The sequence below is a fragment of the Pseudomonas sp. 21LCFQ010 genome (genome assembly GCF_024129905.1).
Classification (GTDB): Bacteria; Pseudomonadota; Gammaproteobacteria; order Pseudomonadales; family Pseudomonadaceae; genus Aquipseudomonas.
In genome coordinates, this window is the sequence record NZ_JAMYDZ010000001.1 from 516,985 (window position 1) to 538,908 (window position 21,924).

At 59.5% G+C, this 21,924-nt stretch carries 36 protein-coding genes; 32 read left to right on the forward strand and 4 right to left on the reverse strand.

What is annotated here, in order from left to right:
- Window positions 1–53: 53 nt before the first annotated feature.
- From NJC38_RS02625 to NJC38_RS02675, 11 genes are all read left to right on the forward strand, one after another.
- Window positions 54–275: a helix-turn-helix domain-containing protein gene (locus tag NJC38_RS02625; RefSeq protein ID WP_253111218.1), complete on the forward strand. Its 222-nt coding sequence runs from the start codon at window positions 54–56 to the stop codon at window positions 273–275.
- Window positions 276–443: 168 nt separating this feature from the next.
- A complete protein-coding gene (locus NJC38_RS02630) occupies window positions 444–1,301 on the forward strand; it encodes a replication protein (RefSeq protein ID WP_253111230.1) in 858 nt (285 codons plus the stop codon).
- Window positions 1,291–2,100 carry an ATP-binding protein gene (locus tag NJC38_RS02635; RefSeq protein WP_253111232.1) on the forward strand — a complete coding sequence of 270 codons (810 nt, stop codon included), beginning with the start codon at window positions 1,291–1,293 and terminating at the stop codon, window positions 2,098–2,100. Before NJC38_RS02630 ends, NJC38_RS02635 begins: the two co-directional genes overlap by 11 nt.
- Complete coding sequence (locus NJC38_RS02640) at window positions 2,100–2,546, forward strand: phage protein NinX family protein (RefSeq protein WP_253111234.1); 447 nt, start codon at window positions 2,100–2,102, stop codon at window positions 2,544–2,546. The genes NJC38_RS02635 and NJC38_RS02640 overlap by 1 nt, the downstream gene beginning before the upstream one ends.
- Window positions 2,543–2,818, forward strand: coding sequence for a hypothetical protein (locus tag NJC38_RS02645; RefSeq protein ID WP_253111237.1), 276 nt, complete (start codon window positions 2,543–2,545; stop codon window positions 2,816–2,818). Before NJC38_RS02640 ends, NJC38_RS02645 begins: the two co-directional genes overlap by 4 nt.
- The gene (locus tag NJC38_RS02650; protein ID WP_253111240.1) at window positions 2,815–3,045 is read left to right on the forward strand and encodes a hypothetical protein; all 231 of its coding nucleotides are present in this window, start codon (window positions 2,815–2,817) and stop codon (window positions 3,043–3,045) included. The genes NJC38_RS02645 and NJC38_RS02650 overlap by 4 nt, the downstream gene beginning before the upstream one ends.
- Window positions 3,042–3,782, forward strand: a complete 741-nt coding sequence (locus tag NJC38_RS02655; RefSeq protein WP_253111243.1) for a hypothetical protein — start codon at window positions 3,042–3,044, stop codon at window positions 3,780–3,782. Before NJC38_RS02650 ends, NJC38_RS02655 begins: the two co-directional genes overlap by 4 nt.
- Complete coding sequence (locus NJC38_RS02660; RefSeq protein WP_253111246.1) at window positions 3,775–4,242, forward strand: recombination protein NinB; 468 nt, start codon at window positions 3,775–3,777, stop codon at window positions 4,240–4,242. Before NJC38_RS02655 ends, NJC38_RS02660 begins: the two co-directional genes overlap by 8 nt.
- Complete coding sequence (locus NJC38_RS02665) at window positions 4,239–4,559, forward strand: hypothetical protein (RefSeq protein WP_253111249.1); 321 nt, start codon at window positions 4,239–4,241, stop codon at window positions 4,557–4,559. The genes NJC38_RS02660 and NJC38_RS02665 overlap by 4 nt, the downstream gene beginning before the upstream one ends.
- On the forward strand, window positions 4,556–5,191 hold the full coding sequence (locus NJC38_RS02670; protein WP_253111252.1) for a recombination protein NinG: 636 nt from the start codon (window positions 4,556–4,558) through the stop codon (window positions 5,189–5,191). Before NJC38_RS02665 ends, NJC38_RS02670 begins: the two co-directional genes overlap by 4 nt.
- Window positions 5,188–5,781 (forward strand): hypothetical protein, encoded by a 594-nt coding sequence (locus NJC38_RS02675; protein WP_253111255.1) that lies wholly within the window; start codon window positions 5,188–5,190, stop codon window positions 5,779–5,781. The genes NJC38_RS02670 and NJC38_RS02675 overlap by 4 nt, the downstream gene beginning before the upstream one ends.
- 260 nt (window positions 5,782–6,041) lie before the next feature.
- Here the strand turns inward: NJC38_RS02675 and NJC38_RS02680 are convergent, their stop codons facing one another.
- Complete coding sequence (locus NJC38_RS02680) at window positions 6,042–6,368, reverse strand: hypothetical protein (protein WP_253111258.1); 327 nt, start codon at window positions 6,366–6,368, stop codon at window positions 6,042–6,044.
- Window positions 6,369–6,524: 156 nt separating this feature from the next.
- Between NJC38_RS02680 and NJC38_RS02685 the strand changes: the two genes are divergently transcribed.
- Window positions 6,525–6,863 (forward strand): hypothetical protein, encoded by a 339-nt coding sequence (locus NJC38_RS02685; protein WP_253111261.1) that lies wholly within the window; start codon window positions 6,525–6,527, stop codon window positions 6,861–6,863.
- An 8-nt stretch (window positions 6,864–6,871) separates the two neighbouring features.
- Here NJC38_RS02685 and NJC38_RS02690 read toward each other — a convergent pair whose 3' ends face one another.
- Window positions 6,872–7,297: a hypothetical protein gene (locus NJC38_RS02690; RefSeq protein WP_253111264.1), complete on the reverse strand. Its 426-nt coding sequence runs from the start codon at window positions 7,295–7,297 to the stop codon at window positions 6,872–6,874.
- 164 nt (window positions 7,298–7,461) lie between these two features.
- On the opposite strand from NJC38_RS02690, the gene NJC38_RS02695 reads away from it, so the two are divergent.
- Window positions 7,462–7,785, forward strand: coding sequence for an MFS transporter (locus tag NJC38_RS02695; protein WP_253111272.1), 324 nt, complete (start codon window positions 7,462–7,464; stop codon window positions 7,783–7,785).
- Window positions 7,782–8,138, forward strand: a complete 357-nt coding sequence (locus NJC38_RS02700) for a hypothetical protein (RefSeq protein ID WP_253111275.1) — start codon at window positions 7,782–7,784, stop codon at window positions 8,136–8,138. The genes NJC38_RS02695 and NJC38_RS02700 overlap by 4 nt, the downstream gene beginning before the upstream one ends.
- A 20-nt stretch (window positions 8,139–8,158) precedes the next feature.
- Here NJC38_RS02700 and NJC38_RS02705 read toward each other — a convergent pair whose 3' ends face one another.
- Window positions 8,159–8,539: a hypothetical protein gene (locus tag NJC38_RS02705; RefSeq protein ID WP_253111278.1), complete on the reverse strand. Its 381-nt coding sequence runs from the start codon at window positions 8,537–8,539 to the stop codon at window positions 8,159–8,161.
- A 368-nt stretch (window positions 8,540–8,907) separates the two neighbouring features.
- Between NJC38_RS02705 and NJC38_RS02710 the strand changes: the two genes are divergently transcribed.
- The 11 genes from NJC38_RS02710 (at window position 8,908) to NJC38_RS02760 (ending at window position 17,867) form a co-directional block, all read left to right on the forward strand.
- Window positions 8,908–9,210, forward strand: coding sequence for a DUF2829 domain-containing protein (locus tag NJC38_RS02710; protein WP_253111287.1), 303 nt, complete (start codon window positions 8,908–8,910; stop codon window positions 9,208–9,210).
- Between the two features lie 546 nt (window positions 9,211–9,756).
- The gene (locus NJC38_RS02715; protein ID WP_253111290.1) at window positions 9,757–9,999 is read left to right on the forward strand and encodes a hypothetical protein; all 243 of its coding nucleotides are present in this window, start codon (window positions 9,757–9,759) and stop codon (window positions 9,997–9,999) included.
- A gap of 8 nt (window positions 10,000–10,007) precedes the next feature.
- Window positions 10,008–10,616, forward strand: coding sequence for a putative metallopeptidase (locus tag NJC38_RS02720; RefSeq protein WP_253111292.1), 609 nt, complete (start codon window positions 10,008–10,010; stop codon window positions 10,614–10,616).
- A gap of 32 nt (window positions 10,617–10,648) precedes the next feature.
- Window positions 10,649–11,125, forward strand: coding sequence for a DUF2280 domain-containing protein (locus NJC38_RS02725; protein WP_253111294.1), 477 nt, complete (start codon window positions 10,649–10,651; stop codon window positions 11,123–11,125).
- Entirely contained in the window at window positions 11,100–12,422 is a 1,323-nt protein-coding gene (locus NJC38_RS02730; RefSeq protein WP_253111296.1) for a terminase large subunit, read from the forward strand. The genes NJC38_RS02725 and NJC38_RS02730 overlap by 26 nt, the downstream gene beginning before the upstream one ends.
- The gene (locus NJC38_RS02735; RefSeq protein WP_253111298.1) at window positions 12,422–13,876 is read left to right on the forward strand and encodes a DUF4055 domain-containing protein; all 1,455 of its coding nucleotides are present in this window, start codon (window positions 12,422–12,424) and stop codon (window positions 13,874–13,876) included. Before NJC38_RS02730 ends, NJC38_RS02735 begins: the two co-directional genes overlap by 1 nt.
- On the forward strand, window positions 13,851–14,921 hold the full coding sequence (locus NJC38_RS02740; protein ID WP_253111315.1) for a minor capsid protein: 1,071 nt from the start codon (window positions 13,851–13,853) through the stop codon (window positions 14,919–14,921). The genes NJC38_RS02735 and NJC38_RS02740 overlap by 26 nt, the downstream gene beginning before the upstream one ends.
- A gap of 86 nt (window positions 14,922–15,007) precedes the next feature.
- Window positions 15,008–15,727: a hypothetical protein gene (locus NJC38_RS02745; RefSeq protein ID WP_253111317.1), complete on the forward strand. Its 720-nt coding sequence runs from the start codon at window positions 15,008–15,010 to the stop codon at window positions 15,725–15,727.
- 10 nt (window positions 15,728–15,737) lie between these two features.
- Window positions 15,738–16,682, forward strand: a complete 945-nt coding sequence (locus tag NJC38_RS02750; protein ID WP_253111319.1) for a major capsid protein — start codon at window positions 15,738–15,740, stop codon at window positions 16,680–16,682.
- 49 nt (window positions 16,683–16,731) lie between these two features.
- Window positions 16,732–17,340 (forward strand): hypothetical protein, encoded by a 609-nt coding sequence (locus NJC38_RS02755; RefSeq protein WP_253111321.1) that lies wholly within the window; start codon window positions 16,732–16,734, stop codon window positions 17,338–17,340.
- Between the two features lie 26 nt (window positions 17,341–17,366).
- Window positions 17,367–17,867: a DnaT-like ssDNA-binding protein gene (locus NJC38_RS02760; protein ID WP_253111323.1), complete on the forward strand. Its 501-nt coding sequence runs from the start codon at window positions 17,367–17,369 to the stop codon at window positions 17,865–17,867.
- A gap of 17 nt (window positions 17,868–17,884) precedes the next feature.
- On the opposite strand, the gene NJC38_RS02765 is transcribed toward NJC38_RS02760, so the two are convergent.
- A complete protein-coding gene (locus tag NJC38_RS02765; protein ID WP_253111325.1) occupies window positions 17,885–18,100 on the reverse strand; it encodes a hypothetical protein in 216 nt (71 codons plus the stop codon).
- Window positions 18,101–18,177: 77 nt separating this feature from the next.
- On the opposite strand from NJC38_RS02765, the gene NJC38_RS02770 reads away from it, so the two are divergent.
- The 7 genes from NJC38_RS02770 (at window position 18,178) to NJC38_RS02800 (ending at window position 21,777) form a co-directional block, all read left to right on the forward strand.
- Window positions 18,178–18,546 (forward strand): hypothetical protein, encoded by a 369-nt coding sequence (locus tag NJC38_RS02770; RefSeq protein ID WP_253111327.1) that lies wholly within the window; start codon window positions 18,178–18,180, stop codon window positions 18,544–18,546.
- Window positions 18,546–18,977 carry a hypothetical protein gene (locus NJC38_RS02775; RefSeq protein WP_253111329.1) on the forward strand — a complete coding sequence of 144 codons (432 nt, stop codon included), beginning with the start codon at window positions 18,546–18,548 and terminating at the stop codon, window positions 18,975–18,977. Before NJC38_RS02770 ends, NJC38_RS02775 begins: the two co-directional genes overlap by 1 nt.
- Window positions 18,974–19,393, forward strand: a complete 420-nt coding sequence (locus NJC38_RS02780; RefSeq protein ID WP_253111331.1) for a phage tail terminator-like protein — start codon at window positions 18,974–18,976, stop codon at window positions 19,391–19,393. Before NJC38_RS02775 ends, NJC38_RS02780 begins: the two co-directional genes overlap by 4 nt.
- A gap of 63 nt (window positions 19,394–19,456) precedes the next feature.
- Window positions 19,457–20,359 carry a phage tail tube protein gene (locus tag NJC38_RS02785; protein ID WP_253111333.1) on the forward strand — a complete coding sequence of 301 codons (903 nt, stop codon included), beginning with the start codon at window positions 19,457–19,459 and terminating at the stop codon, window positions 20,357–20,359.
- Window positions 20,360–20,423: 64 nt separating this feature from the next.
- Window positions 20,424–20,861, forward strand: coding sequence for a phage tail assembly chaperone (locus NJC38_RS02790; RefSeq protein ID WP_253111335.1), 438 nt, complete (start codon window positions 20,424–20,426; stop codon window positions 20,859–20,861).
- An 86-nt stretch (window positions 20,862–20,947) separates the two neighbouring features.
- Window positions 20,948–21,178: a hypothetical protein gene (locus tag NJC38_RS02795; RefSeq protein WP_253111337.1), complete on the forward strand. Its 231-nt coding sequence runs from the start codon at window positions 20,948–20,950 to the stop codon at window positions 21,176–21,178.
- Between the two features lie 89 nt (window positions 21,179–21,267).
- Window positions 21,268–21,777, forward strand: a complete 510-nt coding sequence (locus tag NJC38_RS02800; RefSeq protein WP_253111339.1) for a hypothetical protein — start codon at window positions 21,268–21,270, stop codon at window positions 21,775–21,777.
- Window positions 21,778–21,924 lie beyond the last annotated feature (147 nt).

The following is a 21,924-nucleotide window of genomic DNA, read 5'->3' on the forward strand; positions in this document are numbered from 1 at the left end:
GACAGTTATGCACTGGTGCATGATTATGTGCATATCTACAAATGGAGGCAGCCATGGGCGCTACCGATCTCCCAAAAAAATTGGATGCATTGCTGGGCTCTGGATGGACCTACAAGGTCATTGCAGAGCGTGCCAAGTGCGACATCTCGACCATTTTTCGCATTCGCAACGGCCAGATTGGCAACCCGAGCTACATCGCCGGGACGGCAATCGACCAGATGCACGCGGAAATGGAAAAGGGCCAGAAGGCATCCGCCAAAAGAACCGCCGCCTGACTCAATTCCGAGTCAGGCGCGCGTGTGCGTGTAGGCGTGATTGTCCCCTGAGCAGGGGTGCATGGGCAGATTAGAGATCTAACTGTTGATGCATACAGCACCAAATTTCAGACACAAAAAAACCACCTGGCGGGGTGGTTTCTTCAACAACTGTTTGCGAGAGGAATCATGACAAACATCGTCCCACTTGACAAGTCCAGGGGGTTCACCCGGATGGACAATCAGCTGATGGATAGCCTGATGGCTATTGATCTTTCGGCCCGCGAGCTGAAGATCGTTCTGTACGTGGCAAAGGCCACGATCAACTTCGGTGCCGGTGCCCAGCGCATTCCTGCAACAGCCATTGCCAAGGCTACCCACATTCACCCTGACACCGTATCCAAGGCGATCTCCGGCCTGCTGCGCCGTCGCGTTCTATTCCGTGATGGCGGGGCGCGTGGTGACATCGGTGTTTGCGACCCAAAAGAATGGGTGTATTCGTCAGAGCCGAAACAGACCAAACCGTCTGATTCGGCTCAAATCGTCCGAATCGGATCTGCCGCGAAACAGACCAAAATCGACGACTCCCTTCTTTATTCTAAGAAACAAACCCCCTATGTAAATCTTCCTTCGGAAGATGTTACATGCCCCCCCAAGGATCAGCCGGCCACCGGCAACGAGCCTCAGGCTGACCGCAAGCCAGCGTTCGGGAAATCCCAGATGCTCGCTGACAACCCGCACGGCCTGGACGAATCACTGATCACTGATTACCTCGCCGTCCGCAAGGCCAAGCGTGCCCCGGTGTCGGCCAGAGTCTGGTCAACCCTGAACGCCAAGCTTGGCCAGTGCGCGGCATTCGGCGTCACCCCGGCCCAGGCCATGGCAATCGCCATCGAAAACGGCTGGCAGGGTTTCGAGGTCGAGTGGATCACCAAGCGCTCCGCCGCTCGGTTGCCTGCCGCCCCAGCCAGTCGCCACACAGGATTTGCCGACCGTGACTACACCGCAGGCCTGACCCAGCGGGAGGATGGTTCCTATGCGCTCTGAGACCGTATCCATGACCACCCCTGTCGACCCAATCGCTCCGCGTATCCAGCCGGCCGAGTGCGAGATCCACGGCTCGTACGACCAGAAGGTCACCGCCTTGCTGGGCCGTGAGTTCAAGGGCGGCTGCCCTGAGTGCCAGCGCATTGCAAACGAAGAGCGCGAGGCGGCCGAGCGAGCGGAAAAAGCCCACCAGCTCCGCATCGCCATGGCTCGCAAGCTGGGCGCGGCCCTGATCCCCAAGCGGTTCGCCGAAAAGACCCTGGCCCAGTACGTGGCAGAGTCGAGGCCTCAAGCCCTCGCTTTGGCGATCTGCCAACGCTACGTCGAGGTTTTTGGCGAGGTCCAGAAAACCGGACGCTGCCTGATGCTGCTGGGCAAGCCTGGCACTGGCAAAACCCACCTGGGCGCAGGAATCGCCAACGACCTGATGCGCAACACATCAGCAACCGCCGTGTACCGAACAGTAGGCGCCGTGCTTCAGGCGATCCGCGCCACCTACGACCGCAGCAGTGACAAGTCCGAGGCCGAGATCCTGTCCAGTTTGATCGAGCCTGACCTGCTGGTCCTTGATGAAGTTGGCGTGAGCAAGGAGCAGCCGAGCGACTTCGAGCTGACCACCCTGTTCGCAATCATCAATGGCCGGTACGAGCAAGTTCGCCCCACCGTGGTGATCTCCAACCTCGACGCCGCCCAGCTTCCCCAGGCCATGGGTGAGCGCTGCGTTGACCGCCTGCGCGAGGGTGGCGGGGTGGTTGTGGTGTTCGACTGGGAGTCACAGCGTGGCAAGGAGGGAGTGTGATGACCAACATGATCGAAGTGAAAGCGGCTGAGCTGACCGGCGCGGCCTTGGACTGGGCTGTGGCTATGGCCGTTAAAGCGTGGACTTTTGCGCACGCTTATTACCCAACCATGACGGTTGATCCGACCTTTTCCGGGGTTGAGGTGGGCGAATATCCGCGAGGCGAGTTCGGCTCCATGGTTCCGACCTGCATCCTTGTGCCTCGCAACTCCATGCGCCAGGACCCTCAGGCTTTCTGCCCCTCCACCGACTGGAGCCAGGGCGGCCCGCTGATCGCCACGCATCGCGTAAGTGTCATCTACTCGGACGAGACCTGCGATCCGTGCGCATGGACTGACAGCACCGCCCCGTGGCATGGCGATACCCCGCTGATCGCCGCCTGCCGCGCCATCGTCGCCTCCAAGCTTGGCGATACCGTCCAGATCCCAGCGGAGCTGCTGCCATGACCGATACAAGCAAGATCCAATTCGAGCAATGGCACAAACGCGAGACTCAGGCCTTTGTCGCTGCTGGTGAAGTTGAGGCCGCACAGGTTATGGAAGGCTTTAAGGAGTCGATGTGGTCTGTCTGGGAAGCCAGCCGCCAGGCCGTTGTCGTTGAACTGCCCGATACCGTGGCGAACACCGGAACGCTGACCAGTAACGCTGTGCTGAGCTACAAGCGCGAATGCAAGGAAGCCATCGAGGCCGCGGGCCTGCGCTGCGAGGTGAAGCTTTGAAAACTCATTATTGCCCGCGCCCGCAAGATGATGAATGCGAGGAACAGGCCGCTTGCGGCACTTGGCTTGGTGAGAGCAGCAGCCTGTCCGGTGACTGGGCTCTTGTGGACTGTCGGCGCTGCATCAAGGGCAAAGAAAAAATCACTCAGTCAGTCGCCACAGAGGAAGCTGCAATCGTTCAGCAGATGGGTGATATGGCGAATTTCATGCGCGAGGTTAAGCCATGACCATCGACAAGAACCGACTCAAGGCGCTGGCTCAAAAGCATCTGGACATGATCGACTGCGGCGACATTGATGCGGAGATCGAGGCTCGAGACGAATTTGAGTTTGAGGCCAGATCCGATGTTGTTCTGGCCCTGCTAGGGGAGATCGAGCGGCTGGAAGCGCGGAACCTGAATCAACTGCGTTCAAACCTGAGTCAGCGCAAGCGCCGCAAGGAGTGGGTAGAGCGGGCCGGCAAGGCCGAAGATGAGGCAATTGACGCAGAAGAGCAGCGCGACCAGCTCAAGGCCGAGAACGAAAAGTTCGACGAGGGCATGCGCTCGCTTGCCTTCCAGCTCAGCGCCGGCGGCTACAACGCAGAAACCCTGACCGCCGAGCAACTGGTGGGCAAGGTCACTGATGGCCTGGCTTCGTTCGCTGAGTCTTCCGGGCGCTTGCTGGATCAGGTGCGAGCTGAGCGCGACGCCCTGCGCAGCCAAGTCGCCACCTTGCAGGCCGAGCCGAACAGCTACCAGTCAGGCTTCGACGCCGGGCGAGCAGCAGAGAAGGCGCATGCGGATAACTGGCGGGAGGAGGCTGCGCGGCTCAAAGATCAAGCGGCGACTCTGAAAAGGGATGCTGATCGATTCCAGTTCATTGCCCAAGACGCTGAATCCAGCCTGGAGCGGATCTATGGCGACAACTGGCTTGGGGCTTTGGATTGTCTGATGGGGGCGGACAAGGAGGCGAGCCATGACTGACATCATCGCAAAACCTCGACACTTCTGGTCATCCGGCCCGAGCCGCGTCCGCGAGGTGTGTCGCCTGGCGTACCTCTTCGCCACTGAGCTGGCCGTGGTCGGTGCGATCGAGATCATCGTCCGCCCGGTCAAGTCCCGCCGCACCCTGGAGCAGAACGCAAAGCTGTGGGCAATGCTGGCTGACATTTCCCGCCAGGTGGAGTGGCCGGTCAATGGCGTGATGCAGAAGCTTGACAGCGAGGACTGGAAAGCCCTGATGACTGCCGCTGCTCGCCAAGAGGTCCGCATGGCCTCCGGCATCAACGGCGGGGTTGTGATGCTGGGTGTCAGCACCCGGCGCATGACCGTGGCTGAGTTGGGCGACGTGATTGAGTGCATGTATGTGTTCGGCGCTGAGCGTGGCGTCCGCTGGAGCGAGCCGAAAGGGCAGATGCCTGAGCAATGGGAGGCGGCGGCATGAGTCATCAATTCAAGCCGGGCGATTTTGCGCTGATCACTGGAAGCAAGAGCGGGAGCAGTCCGAACGTGGGTCGCTGTGTTGAGCTTGTCACGCTTCTCAATCCCGGTGAAATAACTGTATCGCCAACCGGGCACAGGCTCTTTCAATCGACAGATGAACCAAAATGGATCGTTCAGTCTCAGGGCCTGCTGATTAATACCGAGCAAAATGGCTGGGTGGATAGGGGTGGCATCGCAATGGTCAGTCCGCGATACCTGATGCCCCTGCGCGGCGACTTCACCCCTGAGCAGCAGAAGTCGAAGGCGGTGCCAGCATGAAGCGCACTGCACCTCTACAGCGCAAAACCCCGCTCAAGCCACGATCCGAACGCAAGAAGCGCTGCCCGTCGTGTCGAGTGCTGTTCAAGCCTGTACGGCCATCCCAAGCCGTCTGCGGCGAGATTGAATGCGCGATCGCGCATGGCAAGTCGGAGCAGGGGCAGGCGAAGACGCGGAAGGCCTTGGCCGAAGTTGGCCGGCAGGAGCTGAAGGTCCGCAAGGAGAAGCTGAAAAGCCGTTCGGACCACCTCAAAGATGCCCAGGCCGCGATCAACGAGTTCGTTCGCCTGCGTGACGCCGATCTGCCGTGCATCAGCTGCGACTCGGCTCCGAACGATTCCGACTTGCTGACCGGCAGCCGTTGGGATGCTGGCCATTACCGATCCGTAGGTGCCTGTCCCGAGCTGCGGTTCGAGCCGCTGAACATCCACCGGCAGTGCGTGAAGTGCAATCGGAACCTTTCCGGCAACGCTGTCGAGTACCGCATTCGTTTGGTCCAGCGCATCGGCGCCGAACAGGTTGCCTGGCTGGAAGGGCCTCATCAGCCCCGCAAGTACACAGTTGAAGAAATCAAAGCCATCACGGCGCACTACCGGGCCAAGGTCCGAGAACTGAAGAGGACAGCAGCATGATGAAACTCAACAGCGCCCGTGCTGCCTGGCACGACGCCCTGTACACCGCTCGCGACAGCCAGGGTGCCGTGATGCAGGAGATGGGCATGCTTGGTCGGATGATCCAAAAGACCGAGCGGTCCACAAATGCTAGGCACGCTGCTCACCAAGCTATCGCCGGCCGGGTGCAGCAGGCCATGGATACGCTGCCGGCCAGTCTCCGGGCGTTCGGCAACTGGATGTACAGCCCCATAGCGAGCATCGACGAGAAGGAAGAGGCCGAGGAGAGGGTGCTGCACTTGGCCTACAGCCTTGGCCCGAAGATGACCGCGCGCAAGTTCGACAAGGCCCGCTACGTTGCTATGGCGGTCCTGCACCGGTATCGCCGACTGCACCAGGGCGGGCAGAGCGAAGGCGTTGATCCGCTCCCCGGTGCAGAGCACATGCGCAAATGGATTCTGGAGGAGTTCGGCGTGGCTTTGGTTGGTGATCAGTGGGCCAGAGACTGGGGGCAGTTTGTTGAGCACTGTTTCGAGGCTTGCAACCAGTTCGACAAGGCTGCTCTGGCGCCTGTTTCGCGCGCAATTTCGGTGATGAAAGAAGCCGCTTGACGTTTTGTCGGCGATTCGGCATCATTTCGCCACTTTTAGAGTTTTGCCAAAGGCAAACTTGACCAGAAACCCGGCCCGCAAAGCCGGGTTTTTTGTTACTCAATGGCTGTGCTGCCCATCCAGTATGTGGTGGCATCAAGTCAGCGCATGCTATAGCATGCACTCCCGCGCCGATCAGCCTCTGCAAAGGCGGCGTGGAATTAAACCCAGCTCTCAAGGCTGGGTTTTTTATTGTCCGCTCGGCCAGCTACCTGAGGTTCTTAGATAGCTTTCGGCAGATGCACCTTCGGCATCTGCGCTGGAAGCTCCCTGATCCGCTTGGTGAAGCTGGCAACGGAGTCGGCATCCAGGCAGCCCAACTGCTCCAGTGTCTGGAAGTGGTTGACTAGCGATTCGACAGCATCGGGTTCGCCCTCAACCAGCCGGCGACAGAGCGTCTCCAAGATAACCCTGGCGAACTCAGGGTTATCGACACAGGTTTCGTTGAAGGCTCCCGCAAGATCAATCGCCAAGCTTCCTATCGGCGGATGAGACCGTCTGAGCCTGCGCAGGGCGAGATGCTGTTCCTGCGTAATGGGTAGCGGCATGTGGCCTCCTGGCAGCGATGAACAAATTTGAGTTTCGGTCAATACGATAGGGCAGTTAAGTGCCGATGGCCATGATGGTCTCGTGCACGCTATAGCGCTGTGTACGCATATTCCGAGGCTCGCTGGTCTGGCTGGCCTTTTATTTCTGGAGCCAACATGAAAAGCGAATACCGCAGCCTCGTAGAGGCGATCATCTGTGACGAGCTCAAACTGGCTGAGATCTCGAAGATCCATGCCGAGGCTCAGGAGGCTGCCGCGAAGGCTGCCGAGACGCTTTCCGTTGTCGAAAAGCGCCTGGAAGCCAAGCGGGGTGAGTTGGGCCGGCTCGAAGGGTTGCTGCAAAATTGTCATCGCGCTAGCGGCGACGGAAAGTCGCTAGGTTCGAACTCGACCCCGGCGGATCAGGCTATAGCTGCCGACTCTCTCCTGAAGGACATCAAGGAGATGCGGGCAACCTTGAAATTCCTCTGTGACCACTTCATCAAGGGTAGCTAGTGGTGCTGCTATTTTCGTAGAGTCAGCTCCAGAACCTTGCTAAAAGCGCTAACCAACGCATCTTCAGATTGAGCGCTATCAGCGCTTAGTAGAATGTCTCCGAGATGTTGGATGCGGCTGTTGTAGTTGGAGCGCTCAAGCATGGCAAAGTAGCCAGGCGCGCCCAGCGTGTACTGCGGAGTCCCAACTGGCGATCTAACGAGCTCAATGACTCCAGATCGAGAAAGCCACCCCAGTACTGCTTCGAATAAGTCCGTCTCTGGATCTCTTGCTCCTGAAGTTGGGCTTGACTCGGAGATCGGGTCATATTCCCCATACTCGATTTCTGTCAGCCCGGCAACTCTAGGCGTTATCGATACAGGTATAGGGAAGTTCTTGTAGAGCTCAGTCAGAATGCTCGCGCCGAAGACTTTAAATCGGTGAATGTTTTCCATGGTTCCGTCCATCGTTTGCTGTAGGAGGCTGAACGATAGCACGGGGCCATGCCTTTCTTCGTGTCACTCCAGGGCGTCACGCTCTCTTGGCCAGGCTGCTGGCCCTTTTATTCAATGGCTCGCCCGAATGGCGGGCCTTTTCTTTGCTCAACGGAGTCGAGCGCATGGATTCATTTCACCGCTGGCTCACTAACGCTGAGTGGGCCATCGCCGGCTTGATTGGCGCCGTGGTTGCAAGTTGGTGGCACCGGGACGACCTGACCAGCGTTAGGGCCTGGGTCATTTTTTTGGTGACCGGGGTTGCCTGCGCCGTGTACCTCACAGGTATGGTCAGTAACTACCTGGCAATCACCGAGCCGAACAACGTTGCCGGGGTAGGGTTCCTGCTCGGCGCCTTCGGTGGCAGCCTCATGGCCGCCATTCATAGAGCGATCAAAGCCGCTGATCTGTGGGCTCTGATCCGGCAACGCTTCGGGGGTAACCCATGAGCAGCCTTCAACTGACGAGCACCATCAGCATTACGATCATTGCGGTCTGGGCCTTGTGGTCGATGCTGAGCTTCCGGGTCAACGACGGGATTGTGGGGAAGGTCATCTACTTCACGATTGCGGTCGCCGGCTATGCGATGGCCACACGCGGCGAGTGGCCCTATGTCACGCCCACGGTTGCCGGGGTCACCTTCCACGTTGCGTTGGCCTGCGCTGGCATCCGCCATTGGTTCGTCCGCACCTACTGGCTCCAAGTTAAGACCTGGCTGTGCCGCTGGTTGCACTGCGAGCACTGCTTGACCGATCCGAAGTTCGGCCCCGAGCCTGGCAAGCATGAGCGGCGGCGGTACTGATCGACATACCTAAAAACGCATTACCTTTTAAGCAGTTCTTGAAGACTGTCCAGAGTCCACGGCTTGGTCAGGAGTCGCGTTTCAGGGCTCAATTGAAAGGTTGCATCCAGTATTTCGGAAGTGGCGATCACTCTTATCTCTGGGGCCTTTGCGTTGACTATCAGGGCCAGTTCGCAGCCCGATACCCTTCCAGGCACAGTCAGATCGACGATGAGCGTGTGAATTTTCTGACTGCGCTCAAAGATGTAAGTAAGCGCTCTGTCAGGCTTTGAAAAAGGCTGCGGCCTCCAACCAAGTTTGGCGATCATTTCGGTGGTGCGTTTCAGAAGCTTCAAATCGTTTTCGACGATGACGATTTCTAATCGATGAGGAGCCCTATCAAGGTTGGCTGGCGTTTCCATTCGAGTTGATTCCGATACTTACGCGAGATGGCCGGCAGTAGCTCAGGCCTAATCAGCAAGTGCTGAACGATCAGTGAGAGATCTGGGGATGTTTCGGTTTGACCTAGCGGTCCGAAACATGAAAAGGAAGGAGCGTGGCGGGTCAGCTTGCTGGAGCAATCTCCGATGAACGGTCACATTACACCTATATTCCCCCGCCCGCTTGGTATTTGCGTCCCGCAACACTGAGCAATATGTAACGTACGATTCCGCTTCCGGCCAGCCCACCGAATATCTGACCGCGCCACAAATTCAATAGCTGCCATTTCGTGGCGCGAACAACCCAAGCCCTGGCATCCGCTGGGGCTTTTGCATTCTGGAGAATGGCTATGACCAAGTTACAAACCGAAGGCGTTTCGTTTGGCGATGCAATCAAGGCGCTCAAGCAAGGCAAGCGCGTTGCTCGGGCCGGCTGGAATGGCAAGGGTATGTGGCTTGTCCTCGACCCAGGCTCGACGGTGAGCGAGGTCCGCCCTGGCAGCGCCTATCACAAGGCAGGCATTACTGGATCGTTCACCATCAACCCGCACATCGACATGAAGACTGCGACCGGCGAGATGCAGCCTGGCTGGCTCGCCTTGCAGACCGACATGCTGGCCGACGACTGGGTTGTTATGGCTGATTCACTTTGATGGATGGAAGCGCATACCTCTGGGCTGCTTAGGCAGGCTATCCGTGTGCATGCTTGGCGGGCCGTGTCTTCTAGCGAGCGCGGGCATACAAGCTGCTGGTGCTGAAGCGTTACGTCGCGGCGAGTGAAGGAAACTGCCTTGTTCCACCTTACGTTAGCGACTTTCCACTGCTTGATCAGCCAAAGAATCTCACTTAGCCCTGATAGCGGAAGAGAAATGCCCGCGCATGCACCTGCATGAGTGATCGCTATCTTCAGGGCCAGAGAGGAATCCATGCTAGGGGCGGGAATTGTTACGCTCCGCTTGGTTTTCCCAAGTAGATAATGAACTTCATAAGTGTGCTGCATCTTCATCACCCACTTGGGAGTCGTCTTGACTCCAGCTTGTTCCTGATGGCTGGGCATGCATTGATCCACGTCAATCAATAGCGTGATGAGAAAGGCATCGGTGACGATTTATTCACTCTTGCTGGCGCGCTCGAAGAAAGCAATGAAGCAATGGTCTGTTGCTGGTCGATCTGGCCGAGCTGCACAGTGGAGTAACGGCATGAATGTCGTCGAATTCAAGCGGGAAGGGTGGCGGGATGCTGTCGCGACGCTGCGCAAGGTTGCCGATCAACTGGACTCCGGAGAGCTGGAGCCATGCGCGATAGGCGTCTTGGCTCTGCGATCACCAAACGGCAGAGTCGAGGCTTTCGCGTGCGGCCCTGCCGCTGATGACCTCCAGGCGCTCGCCCTGTTCAGGCTGGGAGAGCAGAGGCTGGTGGATGTGCTGCTAGATATCGACTGAGGTGCCCCATGGCCAGGCCAGTTCCGCCAGCAAGCCTGCTTGAGTCGGTATTCCTGACCCTTGAGCCTGCCCCAGAGGTCTGGGAATGGATATCGGCCGAGATCCTTGCCGACACCGGCAGCATCCACAACGAAGATCACGCTCACCTTATAGGCGCGAACATCGGCGTCCTGTGGGCATCCGAGTCGTTCGCCAAGCAAGGCCGGGTAGTGCTTGGCCAGGCCGAGCAGGTCATGCACCGCGCCGGTGGCTGGCAGAAGGCCCGGATGGAACAGCAGATGCGTGAGTGGTTCGGGGAAGAGCCGGAATTCATCATCACGCTGGCCGCTGACTACTGTGCCCAGTGCAGCGATGCCGAATTCTGTTCGCTTGTCGAACATGAGCTCTATCACCTAGCCCACAAGCCAGACAAATACGGTGCCCCAGCCTTCACCAAGGAAGGGATGCCGAAGCTTGAGATCCATGGCCATGATGTCGAGGAGTTTGTTGGAGTGGTCCGCCGCTACGGCGCCAGTCAGGACGTTCAAGCACTGATCGACGCAGCAAGCAAGCCGCCTGAGGTGGCAAGAATCAACATTTCGAGGGCCTGCGGAACCTGTCTGCTCAAGTCGGCCTGAAACAGTGACAGGTTTTGACGGATGGCAATTACATGGCAGCACTACGAAGCGAGGTCAAAGCCTACATCGTTCAGGCTCTGGCCTGCTTCGATACGCCCAGCCAGGTAGCCGAGCAGGTCAAGACGGAATTCGGCATCGTCATCACCCGGCAGCAGTGCGAGTCTCACGACCCCACCAAGTACGCCGGGAAGGGACTCGGGCCGAAGTGGGTCGAGCTGTTCCATGAGTGCCGCAAGCGGTTCAGGGAAGAGACGGCAGACATACCGATTGCCAACCGGGCCTATCGGTTGCGCGCCTTGGGCAGGATGGCCGAGAAGGCAGAGAACATGCGCAACCTGGCGTTGACCGCCCAGCTACTGGAGCAGGCCGCGAAGGAATGCGGCGATGTGTTCGTGAATCGCCGACTTGAACCCGAGAAACCCCTGGGCACCCAGGCGGACCAGCAGCACGCCGTTGCTGAGTACACCTTGAGGCCTGACGAAGATGCCCCGGCTACCCCGCACCTATGACGCGCCGGTCCAGCTGACGCCGAAGCAAGCCAATATCTACGTGTGGGGCTTCCAGCCTAATGCCAGGTTCAGGGATGCGGTGTGTGGTCGCCGGTTCGGCAAGACGTTCCTGGGCAAAGCAGAGATGCGCCGGGCGGCTAGGCTGGCAGCAGAGTGGGGTGTCAGCGTAGAGGACGAGATCTGGTACGCGGCACCGACCCAGAAACAGGCCCGCCGGGTGTTCTGGCGCAGGCTCAAGCAGGCCATCCCGGTGCAGTGGCGCGAGTGCAAACCAAACGAAACGGACATGCTGATCACGCTCAAGAGCGGGCACCTGATCCGCTGCGTTGGCCTTGAGAACTACGACGACCTGCGCGGCTCCGGCCTGTTCTTCGTGCTGGTGGACGAATGGGCTGACTGTAAGTACGCGGCCTGGGAAGAAGTCCTGCGCCCGATGCTCTCGACCTGTCAGTATGTTATTCCCGGTGTCGGCACGCTCAAGGGTGGCCACGCACTGCGGATCGGCACGCCGAAGGGCTTCAACCACTGCTACGACACCTACCGCGACGGGCAGGAAGGTGGCGAGCCAGATCACAAGAGCTGGCAGTACACCTCTCTGCAGGGCGGCAATGTCCCGGCCGAGGAGCTGGATGCGGCCCGCCGCAAGATGGACCCTCGAACCTTCCGGCAGGAGTACGAAGCCGGGTTCGAGAACTACTCGGGCGTCGTCTACTACACCTTCAGCCGAACCGAATGCCGCACTACCGAGCGAATAAAGCCCGGCGAGGCTCTGCATATCGGCATGGACTTCAACGTCATGAAGATGGCTGCCGTGGTCTACGTCGTTCGCGACGGCTTGCCGCTGGCGCTTGATGAGTTCCACGGCGTGCGCGATACACCCGAGATGATCGAGAAGATCAAGGCGCGCTTCCCTGGTCACAGCGTTGCGGTCTACCCAGATGCTAGCGGCCAGAACACAAGCAGCAAGAACGCCAGCGAGTCGGACCTGTCCTTGCTCAAAAAAGCCGACTTCACGGTGGTTGTCGACTCGACCAACCCTGGCGTCAAGGACCGGGTCAACGCCCTGAATGCCATGCTCCTGAACAGCTATGGCGATCGCAGACTGAAGGTCAACATCGACCAGTGCCCGCAGCTTACCCAGTGCCTGGAGCGGCAGACCTACACCGATAAGGGCGAACCGGACAAAGACCCGAAGAAGGGTCACGACCACATGAACGACGCCGCAGGCTACTTCATCGCCAAGCGGTTCCCGATCAACGCTATCGCCACCACGATCAACATAGGATTCGCCCACTGATGAGCGACGTCACTTTCACTCGGCCCGAGTACAGCGGAGCCTTGAACCGCTGGAAGCTGGTCCGTGATGTCTGCTCGGGCTCAGAGACGATCAAGGCAGCCAAAGAAACCTACCTGCCGCGCCCGAACGCCCAGGACGAAAGCGAGCAGAACAAGGCCAGGTACAACGCCTACCTGCAACGTGCCGTGTTCTATAACGCCACGGGCCGCACCAAGCACAGCCTTACCGGCGCGGTGTTCCGCACTTGGCCGACACTGACCGTGCCCGGCGCGCTGGAGTACGTCGCTCAGGACGTAGACGGGCAGGGCGTCAGCATCTACCAGCAAAGCCAGTCGGTAATCGGCAACCTGCTGGAGGTCGGCCGGCATGGCCTACTGGTGGATTATCCGCAGGTAGACGGCCAGGCCGTCAGTGTTGCCGACCAGCAATCAGGCCGCGTCCGGGCGACGATCAGCAGCTATACCGCCGAGTCGATCATCAACTGGAAGACCCGCAAGGTCGGCGGCCAGCAGTTGCTCAGCCTGGTCGTGCTCAAGGAAGAGGTCGATTCCGATACGGAGGACGGCTTTGGGATTGACAAGGTGGTCCAGTACCGCGTCCTGCGCCTCAGTGAGGCGGGCATCTACACCCAAGAGGTCTGGGTGCAAGGCAAGAGCTCGACCACGCAGGACATGCCAGCCTTCACGCCGCTCAACAGCCTTGGCCAGCCGTGGCGAGTGATCCCGTTCCAGTTCCTGGGCAGCGAGAACAACGACACCAGCATCGACGACGCTCCGCTGTACGACATGGCCGTGGTCAACGTCGGGCATTACCGGAACAGCGCCGATTATGAGGACGCGGCCTACCTGATGGGCCAGCCCCAGGTGTACATGGCCGGCCTGAACGAGCAGTGGGTCAAGATGCTGGAGGACAAGGGCATCTACTTCGGTTCTCGTGCGATCCTGCCACTGCCCGCCAACGGCACGGCAGGCATCCTTCAAGCTCAGGCCAACACCATGATCAAGGAGGCCATGGACGGCAAGGAAAACCAGATGGTCGCCCTTGGTGCCAGGCTCATCGAGCGCGGCAGCGCGACCAAGACCGCAACGCAGGCCGCATCAGACAGCGCCGCCGAACACAGCGTCCTGTCACTGGTGGTGAGCAACGTCAGCGAGGGCTACATGCAGTGCCTGGCCTGGGCTGCCGAGTTCGTCGGTGCCGCTGGCGAGTTGGTCTACAAGCTGAATCAGGACTTCACGCAAATCACCCTCGACGCGACGATCCTGGCCGGGCTGTTCGCAGCCGTGCAGGGCGGCAAGCTGCCTGAGTCCGATTTCTGGCAGTACCTGCGCGATCGCGGGGTGATCAACCCCGAGAAAACCGACGACATGATCCGCGACGAACTGGAATCCAGCACGGCGGGCCTTGACCTGGATGGAGGCGACGACGATGGCGACGGCTCCGCTACTGGTTGATGCTGCTGTTCGGCACCAAGTTCTGCTTGAGCAGCTGAAATCAGGCGAAGTCGAGAAGGTCGCCAAGTACCTGCGCCAGGTCGACAAGGTCATTCGGGATCGGCTGAGCGGCGGCAACCTCACAGAATGGGCTTCGGCCCGTCTGGAGAAGATGCTGGCTGAGGTGGACGGTCAATTGCTGGCCATCTATGACCAGTACGCCGGCCAGTTGGCTGTCGACCTGGAAGAGGTAGCGGAGTACGAGGCCGGGTTTGAGGCGCGCAGCCTGGATCAGGTGCTGGTCGGCTATCAGGCGGCAACGCCGACATTGCCAGCGCTCCGAGCTGCGATCAACGCCCAGCCGCTGCAGGTGGCCGGCGCCGATGGCGGAAAGCTGCTCAAGCCTTTCATCAAGGACTGGACGGCGACCGAGCGGGGCCGGGTCGTTAATGCTGTCCGCCTGGGTTACACGCAGGGCCAGACAAATCAGCAGATCATTCAGGCGATCCGTGGCACGAAGGCTGCGAACTACACGGACGGGGTTCTGGGTATCACCCAGCGAAACGCCGATGCTGTGGTGCGCACCGCCGTGCAGCACGTCGCCAATGTCGCCCGGTTCGAGACTTGGAAGGCGAACGATGACGTTGTCGATGGCTACAAGTGGGTTTCGACGCTCGACAGCCGCACGACGCAGCTCTGCCGGTCGCTGGATGGTCGGGTGTTCCAGCTTGGCAAGGGGCCGCAGCCACCGGCACACGTTCGCTGTCGATCAACCACGGTAGCCGAGCTGGATCCGGAGCTGGATTTCCTCAAGAAAGGCGCAACCCGCTCAAGTGTCGACGGCTATGTCGATGCTGACGAGACCTACTATGAGTGGCTGGCCAAGCAACCGGCTGCATTTCAGGACCAGGCGCTGGGACCGGCCAGAGGCAAGCTGTTCCGTGACGGAGGCCTGGGTATCGAGCGATTCGCCGAACTGCAGCTTGATCGCAAGTTCAAGCCGCTGAATCTGGAGCAGATGAAGAAACTGGAGCCTCTGGCCTTCGAAAAGGCCGGCGTCCAGTAATCAGCAACCAAATCACAACGCCTCGGCATCGCCGGGGTTTTTTATGTCCGCAGGCCGGGCCTGCACCACGTCTCTGGGAGACTGCAATGCCACTTGATTACCAACTGGACAGCCTGGAAGGCGTCGACGAAGCCGTAAAAGCCCTGTACGCCGAGAAGGATGGAAAGTTCATCCTCAGTATCAGCGGCCTGCCTCCGCAGGAGGATGTCACCGGCCTGAAAGCCAAGAATGAAGAGCTCCTGGCTGAGAAGAAGGCTGCGGACAAGGCTCGCAAGGAGGTCGAGGAAAAGGCTCGCCTCGACGCCGAGGAGGCTGCTCGCAAGGCCGGCGACGTGGAGGGCCTGGAAAAGTCTTGGTCCGAGAAGTTCGCGCGCCGCGAAGCCGAGCTGACCGCCGAGCTCGAAACCACCAACAGCAGCTTGCTGGGCCAGATCCGGGATCTGACCGTTGGCCGCACCGCCACCGAGCTGGCAACCGCTCTGGCAGTCCAGGGTAGCGCGGCAGTGCTGCTCCCTCATATCGAACGCCGGCTGAGCGTCGAGCAGCGCGACGGCAAACCGACCGTCGTGGTGCTGGACAAGGCCGGCAAGCTCTCGGCGACCACGCTCGACGAGCTGAAAGCAGAAATCGCCAACGATGCGGCCTTTGCGCCGCTGATCGCTGGCAGCAAGGCATCTGGCGGCGGGGCCGGCGGTGCTGGAAAGGGCGGCGGGGCCGCGCTTAAACGTTCCGAAATGTCCTCCACCCAGATCCGCGAGTACATCACCGCGCATGGCCAGGACGCCTACCTCAAATTGCCAAAATAGGAAGTAACCCATGCCGACTACCGTCAACTCGGACCTGATCATCTACAACGATCTGGCCCAAACCGCTTACCTCGAGCGTCTGCAGGACGTTCTGCAAGTGTTCAACGCATCCTCCAACGGTGCGATTCTGCTGCGCAACGAACTGATCGAAGGCGACCTGCGTAAGCGTTCGATGTACAAGATCGGTGGCTCTATCGCTCACCGCGACGTGAACTCCACTGCCGCAGTGGCCGGCAACAAGATCGGTGCCGATGAAGCCGTGGGCGTCAAGACTCCCTGGAAGTACGGCCCATACGAGACCACCGAGGAGGCCTTCAAGCGCCGTGCTCGCAGTCCTGAAGAGTTTTCCATGCTGATCGGCCAGGACATGGCTGATGCTGCGCTGGATTACTACATCCAGACCGCTTTCGCAGCACTCGGCGCCGCGATTGGTGCGAACGCCGCCATGGTTGCAACCGGCTCGTTCGCCGCCGATCACAAGAAGGTGCTCACCAAGGGCATGCGCAAGTTCGGCGACCGCTTCAACCGCATTGCCCTGTTCGCCATGGACTCCGCAACCTACTTCGACCTGGTGGATGACGCCATCGACCAGAAGATCTACGAAGAAGCCGGTGTGGTTATCTACGGCGGCACTCCTGGCACCATGGGCAAACCGGTCCTCGTCTCCGACAAGGTGACCGACGAGCGCATCTTCGGCCTGCAGGCCGGCGCCGTGAGCCTCACCGAGTCGCAGGCGCCTGGCGTTCGCTCCTACGACATTAACTCTCAGGAAAACCTGGGCATTGGCTATCGTGCGGAAGGCGCCTTCAACGTCGACATCATGGGCTACTCGTGGAAATCCACCGCAGGCATCAACCCGAACCTGGCCGCGCTGGGTACTGGTGCGAACTGGCGCAAGCACGCCACCAGCGACAAGGCCACCGCCGGCGTGTTGATCGACCTGTCCGCGCCTTAATCAACTCACGGTAACGGGCGGCTCGCGGGAGTCGCCTTGGAGAATCCCCATGGAATTGATTTACACCGAACAGCGCGATGGTTTCGAGCCTGGCCGCATCTACCGCAATCCTCGGCACTTCGAAAAGGCTGAGCCGGAAGTGGAGAAGGTTGTGCTGGTCGGCGACTGGCCCAAGGTCGCCCAGGCCTACGAAGAGGATGGGGTCGAGGTGGTTGTCGTCGATGCACCGAAGCGGGTGGCGCTCATCAGTGGCGCGGACACCGCGGTTACTGACAGCTTGATCGCCGAACTGGCGGCCATTGGCGTGATCGTGGATTCGTTCACCGAGCAGCGCCTAGCGCGACCTGAAGGTGAGCTGGGCAAAACTGCTGGTCGTCTGTTCGAAGTGTTCGAGGCGGTTAATGCCGGCGTGACCAGTCTGCAGCGTGAGCGTGACAGCGAGGCGGAGCGGGCCAAACTCCTGCAAAAGCAGGTTGAGGACCTGCTGGCTCAGGCGGCTCAAGCTCAGGAAGCCGCCGATGGCGGCGCCGAAGCCAAAGAGATCGAGGATCTCAAGGCAAAGCTGGATGCCGCCAAGATCACCTACCGCGCCAATGCCTCGAAAGAGTCGCTGGAGAAGCTGGTAGCTGACCTGGCAAAGCCACAGCAAGATAGCTGATTCAATCATCAACCCTGGACTGATCAATGCTCATCATCGAGGACGGCACCGGCAAGCCTGATGCCGAGAGTTTCGCTACAGCTGCTGACTTGGCGTCCTATGCCGTAAAGTTCGGCCGCACAATCCCGGCTGACGAGCCGGCGCAGGAGGCCTTACTGCGCCGGGCCGCCGTCCAGATGATGGCGCTGAGCTGGAAGGGGCATAAGGCAACCACCGGTCAGGCATTGCCATGGCCGCGCCGGGGCGTTGAGCTCGACGGGGAAATCCTGCCGGTGACGCTGATCCCGGCCCGGATTGAATATGGGCAGATGGCGTTGGCTGTGGAGATTCACGCTGACGACATCGATCCGCCCAGCAAGCGTACCGGCGCCGTCACTCGCAAGCGGGTAGAGGGCGCCGTCGATGTCCAGTACGCCGAGATCCCCAACGACAGCGGCTATCTGCTGCCCGCTGCACCGGACCGGCCAAGCGCCACACAGTTTGCCGACTATCTGGCCCGGCGCGGGCTGTATGCCGTCAGGGCTTAATCATTGCGACACAGTATCTAGCTGAAGGTGCAGGAAAACCCTAAAGGCGGTTCGAATTTGCACTCTATTCCAAAAAATGCCGGCTTGGGCTGACCGAGCGCTACCAAATCCTCCTCGGTGATTCCGTGGGCCACACTCGGATTTAGATTTAGCGTGAAAGTGCCTCCTGAAATCCCATGTTTGAGTAGCACGTCCCTGATATCGGAAACGACTTCATCAATTTCAATCGTCATGTGCTTCATCCTTATGTAGGGCGACACGCCCGATAGAGGTATAGCACGCAGCTGTAAAAATACATTGAGCTGAAACTATGGAATTTTATGAAGAAATGGCCAAGACGGCTCTGGAACTCATCACTGAGTTCGGGCAAGTCGTCACCATCCGAGATGTTCAGCCTGGGGAATACGACCCAGTGTCCGGGGCGGACTCCCCTGGCGTTGATCGAGAGCAGTCCGCACAAGGCATCCTGCTGGACTTCACCGGCCAGGAGTTCGCCACCAACACCCTGCTCAAAGCTGGCGACAAGAAGCTCAAGATCGCCGCGAAGGGGTTGGAGTGGGCGCCTCAACTGCTCAACACCGTGATCATCCAAGGCGAAACATGGTCGCTGATCCCGCCGCTGAAAGAGATCAATCCAGCCGGCACGCCGCTGCTCTATGAGCTGCAAGTGAGGAAGTGATGGGACTGGCTGATGATATGAAGGCGTTCAAGCTGAAGACGAACGCCAAGCATGAAAAGATCGTTCGCGGGACCACTATCGCTCTGTTCAATGCCGTGATTATGGACACGCCAGTGGATGAGGGGCGGTTACGGGGCGACTGGCAAACAACAGTTGGACAGCCCGCCACCGGCAATACCGGGAAAGAGGACAAGGCTGGCACTTCCGCTATGGCTGAGGTAGCCCAGAACACGCCGTCCGCGGTCGGCATCGAAACCCACCTAACGAACAACATGCCTTACTGCGAGGTCGTCGAGAACGGTGACTACAACGGCCCGACCGACTTGGTCACCGCTGACGGCTACAGCAAGAAGGCGCCGCAGGGCATGGTCAAGAAGAATGTGGACCGGTTCAAAAAGCTCATCGAAGAGCAGGCCAGGAAGACGACATGAGCGAAACCAAGATCAATGGCGCGCTCGTGTCAGCCTATCTCGCGGCGAACCTCTACCCGGCAGCTAAGACGGCCTGGGAGGGCAAGACCTTCACTCCGCCACAGGGGCAGGCATGGGCAGCGCTCACAGACCTGCCAACAGGCCGTGAGCCAGCAGCATTCGGCGGGGTGAACCCTGTGGAGCGCACCGGATACCTGCAGATCGACATCAATCACCCGACTAATACCGGCACAGGGCAGATCCTGGCTGATGCTGACAAGGCTCTGGCCTTCTATGTGCCGGGCAAGCGATTGGAGTATCAGGGTCAGCGGGTGCATATCCGCAAGGCTGACCGATCCCAGATTCGTGTCGGCTCGCCCTGGATGACGGTCAGCATCCGCGTTTACTACACCGCCTGGATCTTCCCAGACGCCTGACCTACCCGAATCAACAACCCACACCCCGCTCACTGCGGGTTTTTTCGTTATGGAGATCCCGAAATGGCCAACGCAGCCAGCGGCTCAGCTGTACAAACGTATTACGTCGAGGAGGTGGCAGGCGCTATTCCAGCAACTCCGGCCTGGAAGCCTATCCGCTTCGTCAGTGCCGGCCTGACCCCAAGCATCCAGCAGATCGACACTGCTGAGATGAACCAGTCCCGGCAGCGCCCAGCGAGTCGTGGCGGCACCTACAGCGTGGCCGGCGATATCGCGGTTGAGCTGTCCTTTGCCAGCTTTGACGACCTGATCCAGGCTGCGATGCAGGGCACCTGGACCGCTGACGTGCTGAAAATCGGCAAGGTCGAGCGCACCTTCGCCATTCTGGAGCGCCATACCGACATCGGCATCGACTACGTGTACCACGGCTGCGCGGTCAGCTCGATGGCGATCAGCTCCCCGCTGAATGCTCCGGTTGGCGTGACTTTTAGCATGATGGGCACCAAGGCCGAGAGATTCACGTTGCCGGCAGGGTCGACCTTCTTGCCGCCGACCGACACCGACATCATGATCACCACCAACCTGGCCCTTCAGGAAGGCGGTGTGCCGGTGGCCTACGCGACCGAGTGGTCGGTAACGCTGGATAACGGCATGGAAGCACTGTTTGCCCTGGGCAGCCGTGAAGCCTTCGACATCAGCAATGGTGTGGCCACGGTCACTGGTTCGATGTCGGCTTATCTGGTCGATGCCGTGCTGTGGGACAAGGTGCTGAACGAGACCGGTACCGCGCACGTTATCGAGTTCAAGGAAGGCGATGACAGCTACACCCTGACCTTGCCCAAAGTTCGCTACACCCAAGGCCAGAAACAGACCTCGGGGCCGGGCGCCATCATCCCGCAGTACACCGTCAGCGCGGGATACGACGCCACACTGGAAACCACCATGCAGATCGAGCGCTCTGCCTGATCCGCGCCTCTGACCTTCTATGCCCGCCACTGCGCGGGCTTTCTTTTGCCAGGAGAAACACCGCATGACCACCAAGACCAAAGACGAAACCAAAGCCGAAGCCCCGATCAAGAACTTCGAACTGTCCGACTTCTTCACCCTGCCGGCAATCCAGAAGGGCAAGAAACTGCCGCTGACCCTCCCTGACGGCACCGAAACCCCGCATTACTTGGTCGTGACCAGCTCTGACGCCGCTGTCGCCCGTCGCAAGCTGCTGGAACTGACCCGCGAAGGCCGTGATCGCGACGAGTCCAAGCTCTCGACCGATGAGGTATTCGAGATCACCCAGGCTGGCACCATCAAGTACCGCGCCGCGCTGGTGATCGGCTGGTCGTTCGACGCGCCGTTTTCTGCTGATGCTGTCGCAGAACTGCTGACCAATAACCCCGGTCTGTCCCAGGACGTTGAGACGCTGGCGAGTAACCGCTCGCGTTTTTTCGCGGCAGACTCGACGACCTCCTAAGCTTCTGGGAGGGCGAACTGCGCCTCACCAAGCCGCTCAAGGATTCGAAGTCCACGCTTCGGGACCACCTGACGCAGGTCTGGCGCATGACCGGGCACAAGCCGCGTGAACTGGATGTCCCGCCGATGCCCGAGGGCATGGAGTACCTGGTGGGGCTGTTCTGGGAGTGCAAGCGCACAAGCGACCCGCTGCTGTGGAGCGAGCTTGAGGCCTGGTCTCGACTGATGGATCGCTACCTGGAGCCTGAGGAATACCGTGCGCTGATGCGGATGGACTCGATTCAGTGTCGGGTGGCGCACGAGGGGATAGGCGCCTGAGCCGCTTTCGAAGCAACGCACTTGGCAGGCATGCAGCCGCTGCTACGCTCCTGATGTGGCTATCTGCCACTCACAACAGGAAGTTGAGCATGAAACAGATATTTTTCGCCGTTATGGCAATGGGGTTGGTCGGATGCTCGGGACACTTCGTTACGCACAAGGGTGTCGGAAGCGAAAACTGTGATAGCAACGGCGCATGTAAAGGCGTGCCGTTCTATTTGTCCGAGCCAAGGATCGAAACCAAACATCTCACCTACACACCGGCAGTTGGGGGTAAGCCTGCACGTTACTCCGACAAGACGGGAAACGAAGGCTGTTTAGCGGTCAATGCCGAGGTAGTGGTAAACAGGCGCTCCGAAGACCTTAGGTATCTCAGTTATCAACCTGGATTCTTTGAGTATGCGAAGCTCTCCGTTGATCTAAACGATAATGGAACTGTGTCCAAGGTAAGCGTTGAGCCTAGCTCCGGCCTCAAGGAGGCTGCTGAAGCCATTTCCTCCTTGGCCGATGCATACAAGGTTGTCAGGGTCGATGCGCGGGCGGATCGGAACGTGTCCGCAGATACCCCTATCTGCACTGCTGAGGCTCCCCGCATGTAATTAGTCCGAGCCAGATCTAGGGATTCTCCGATCAAGTCACCACAGGCCATCTGACCTGTGCTGAAATAGCCCTCCGTCCAACTGCCCTCTACAAGCCCGCCATCCCATGAGTCAGATGAGCTTTTCCGATTTCGAGTACGCCGGTAA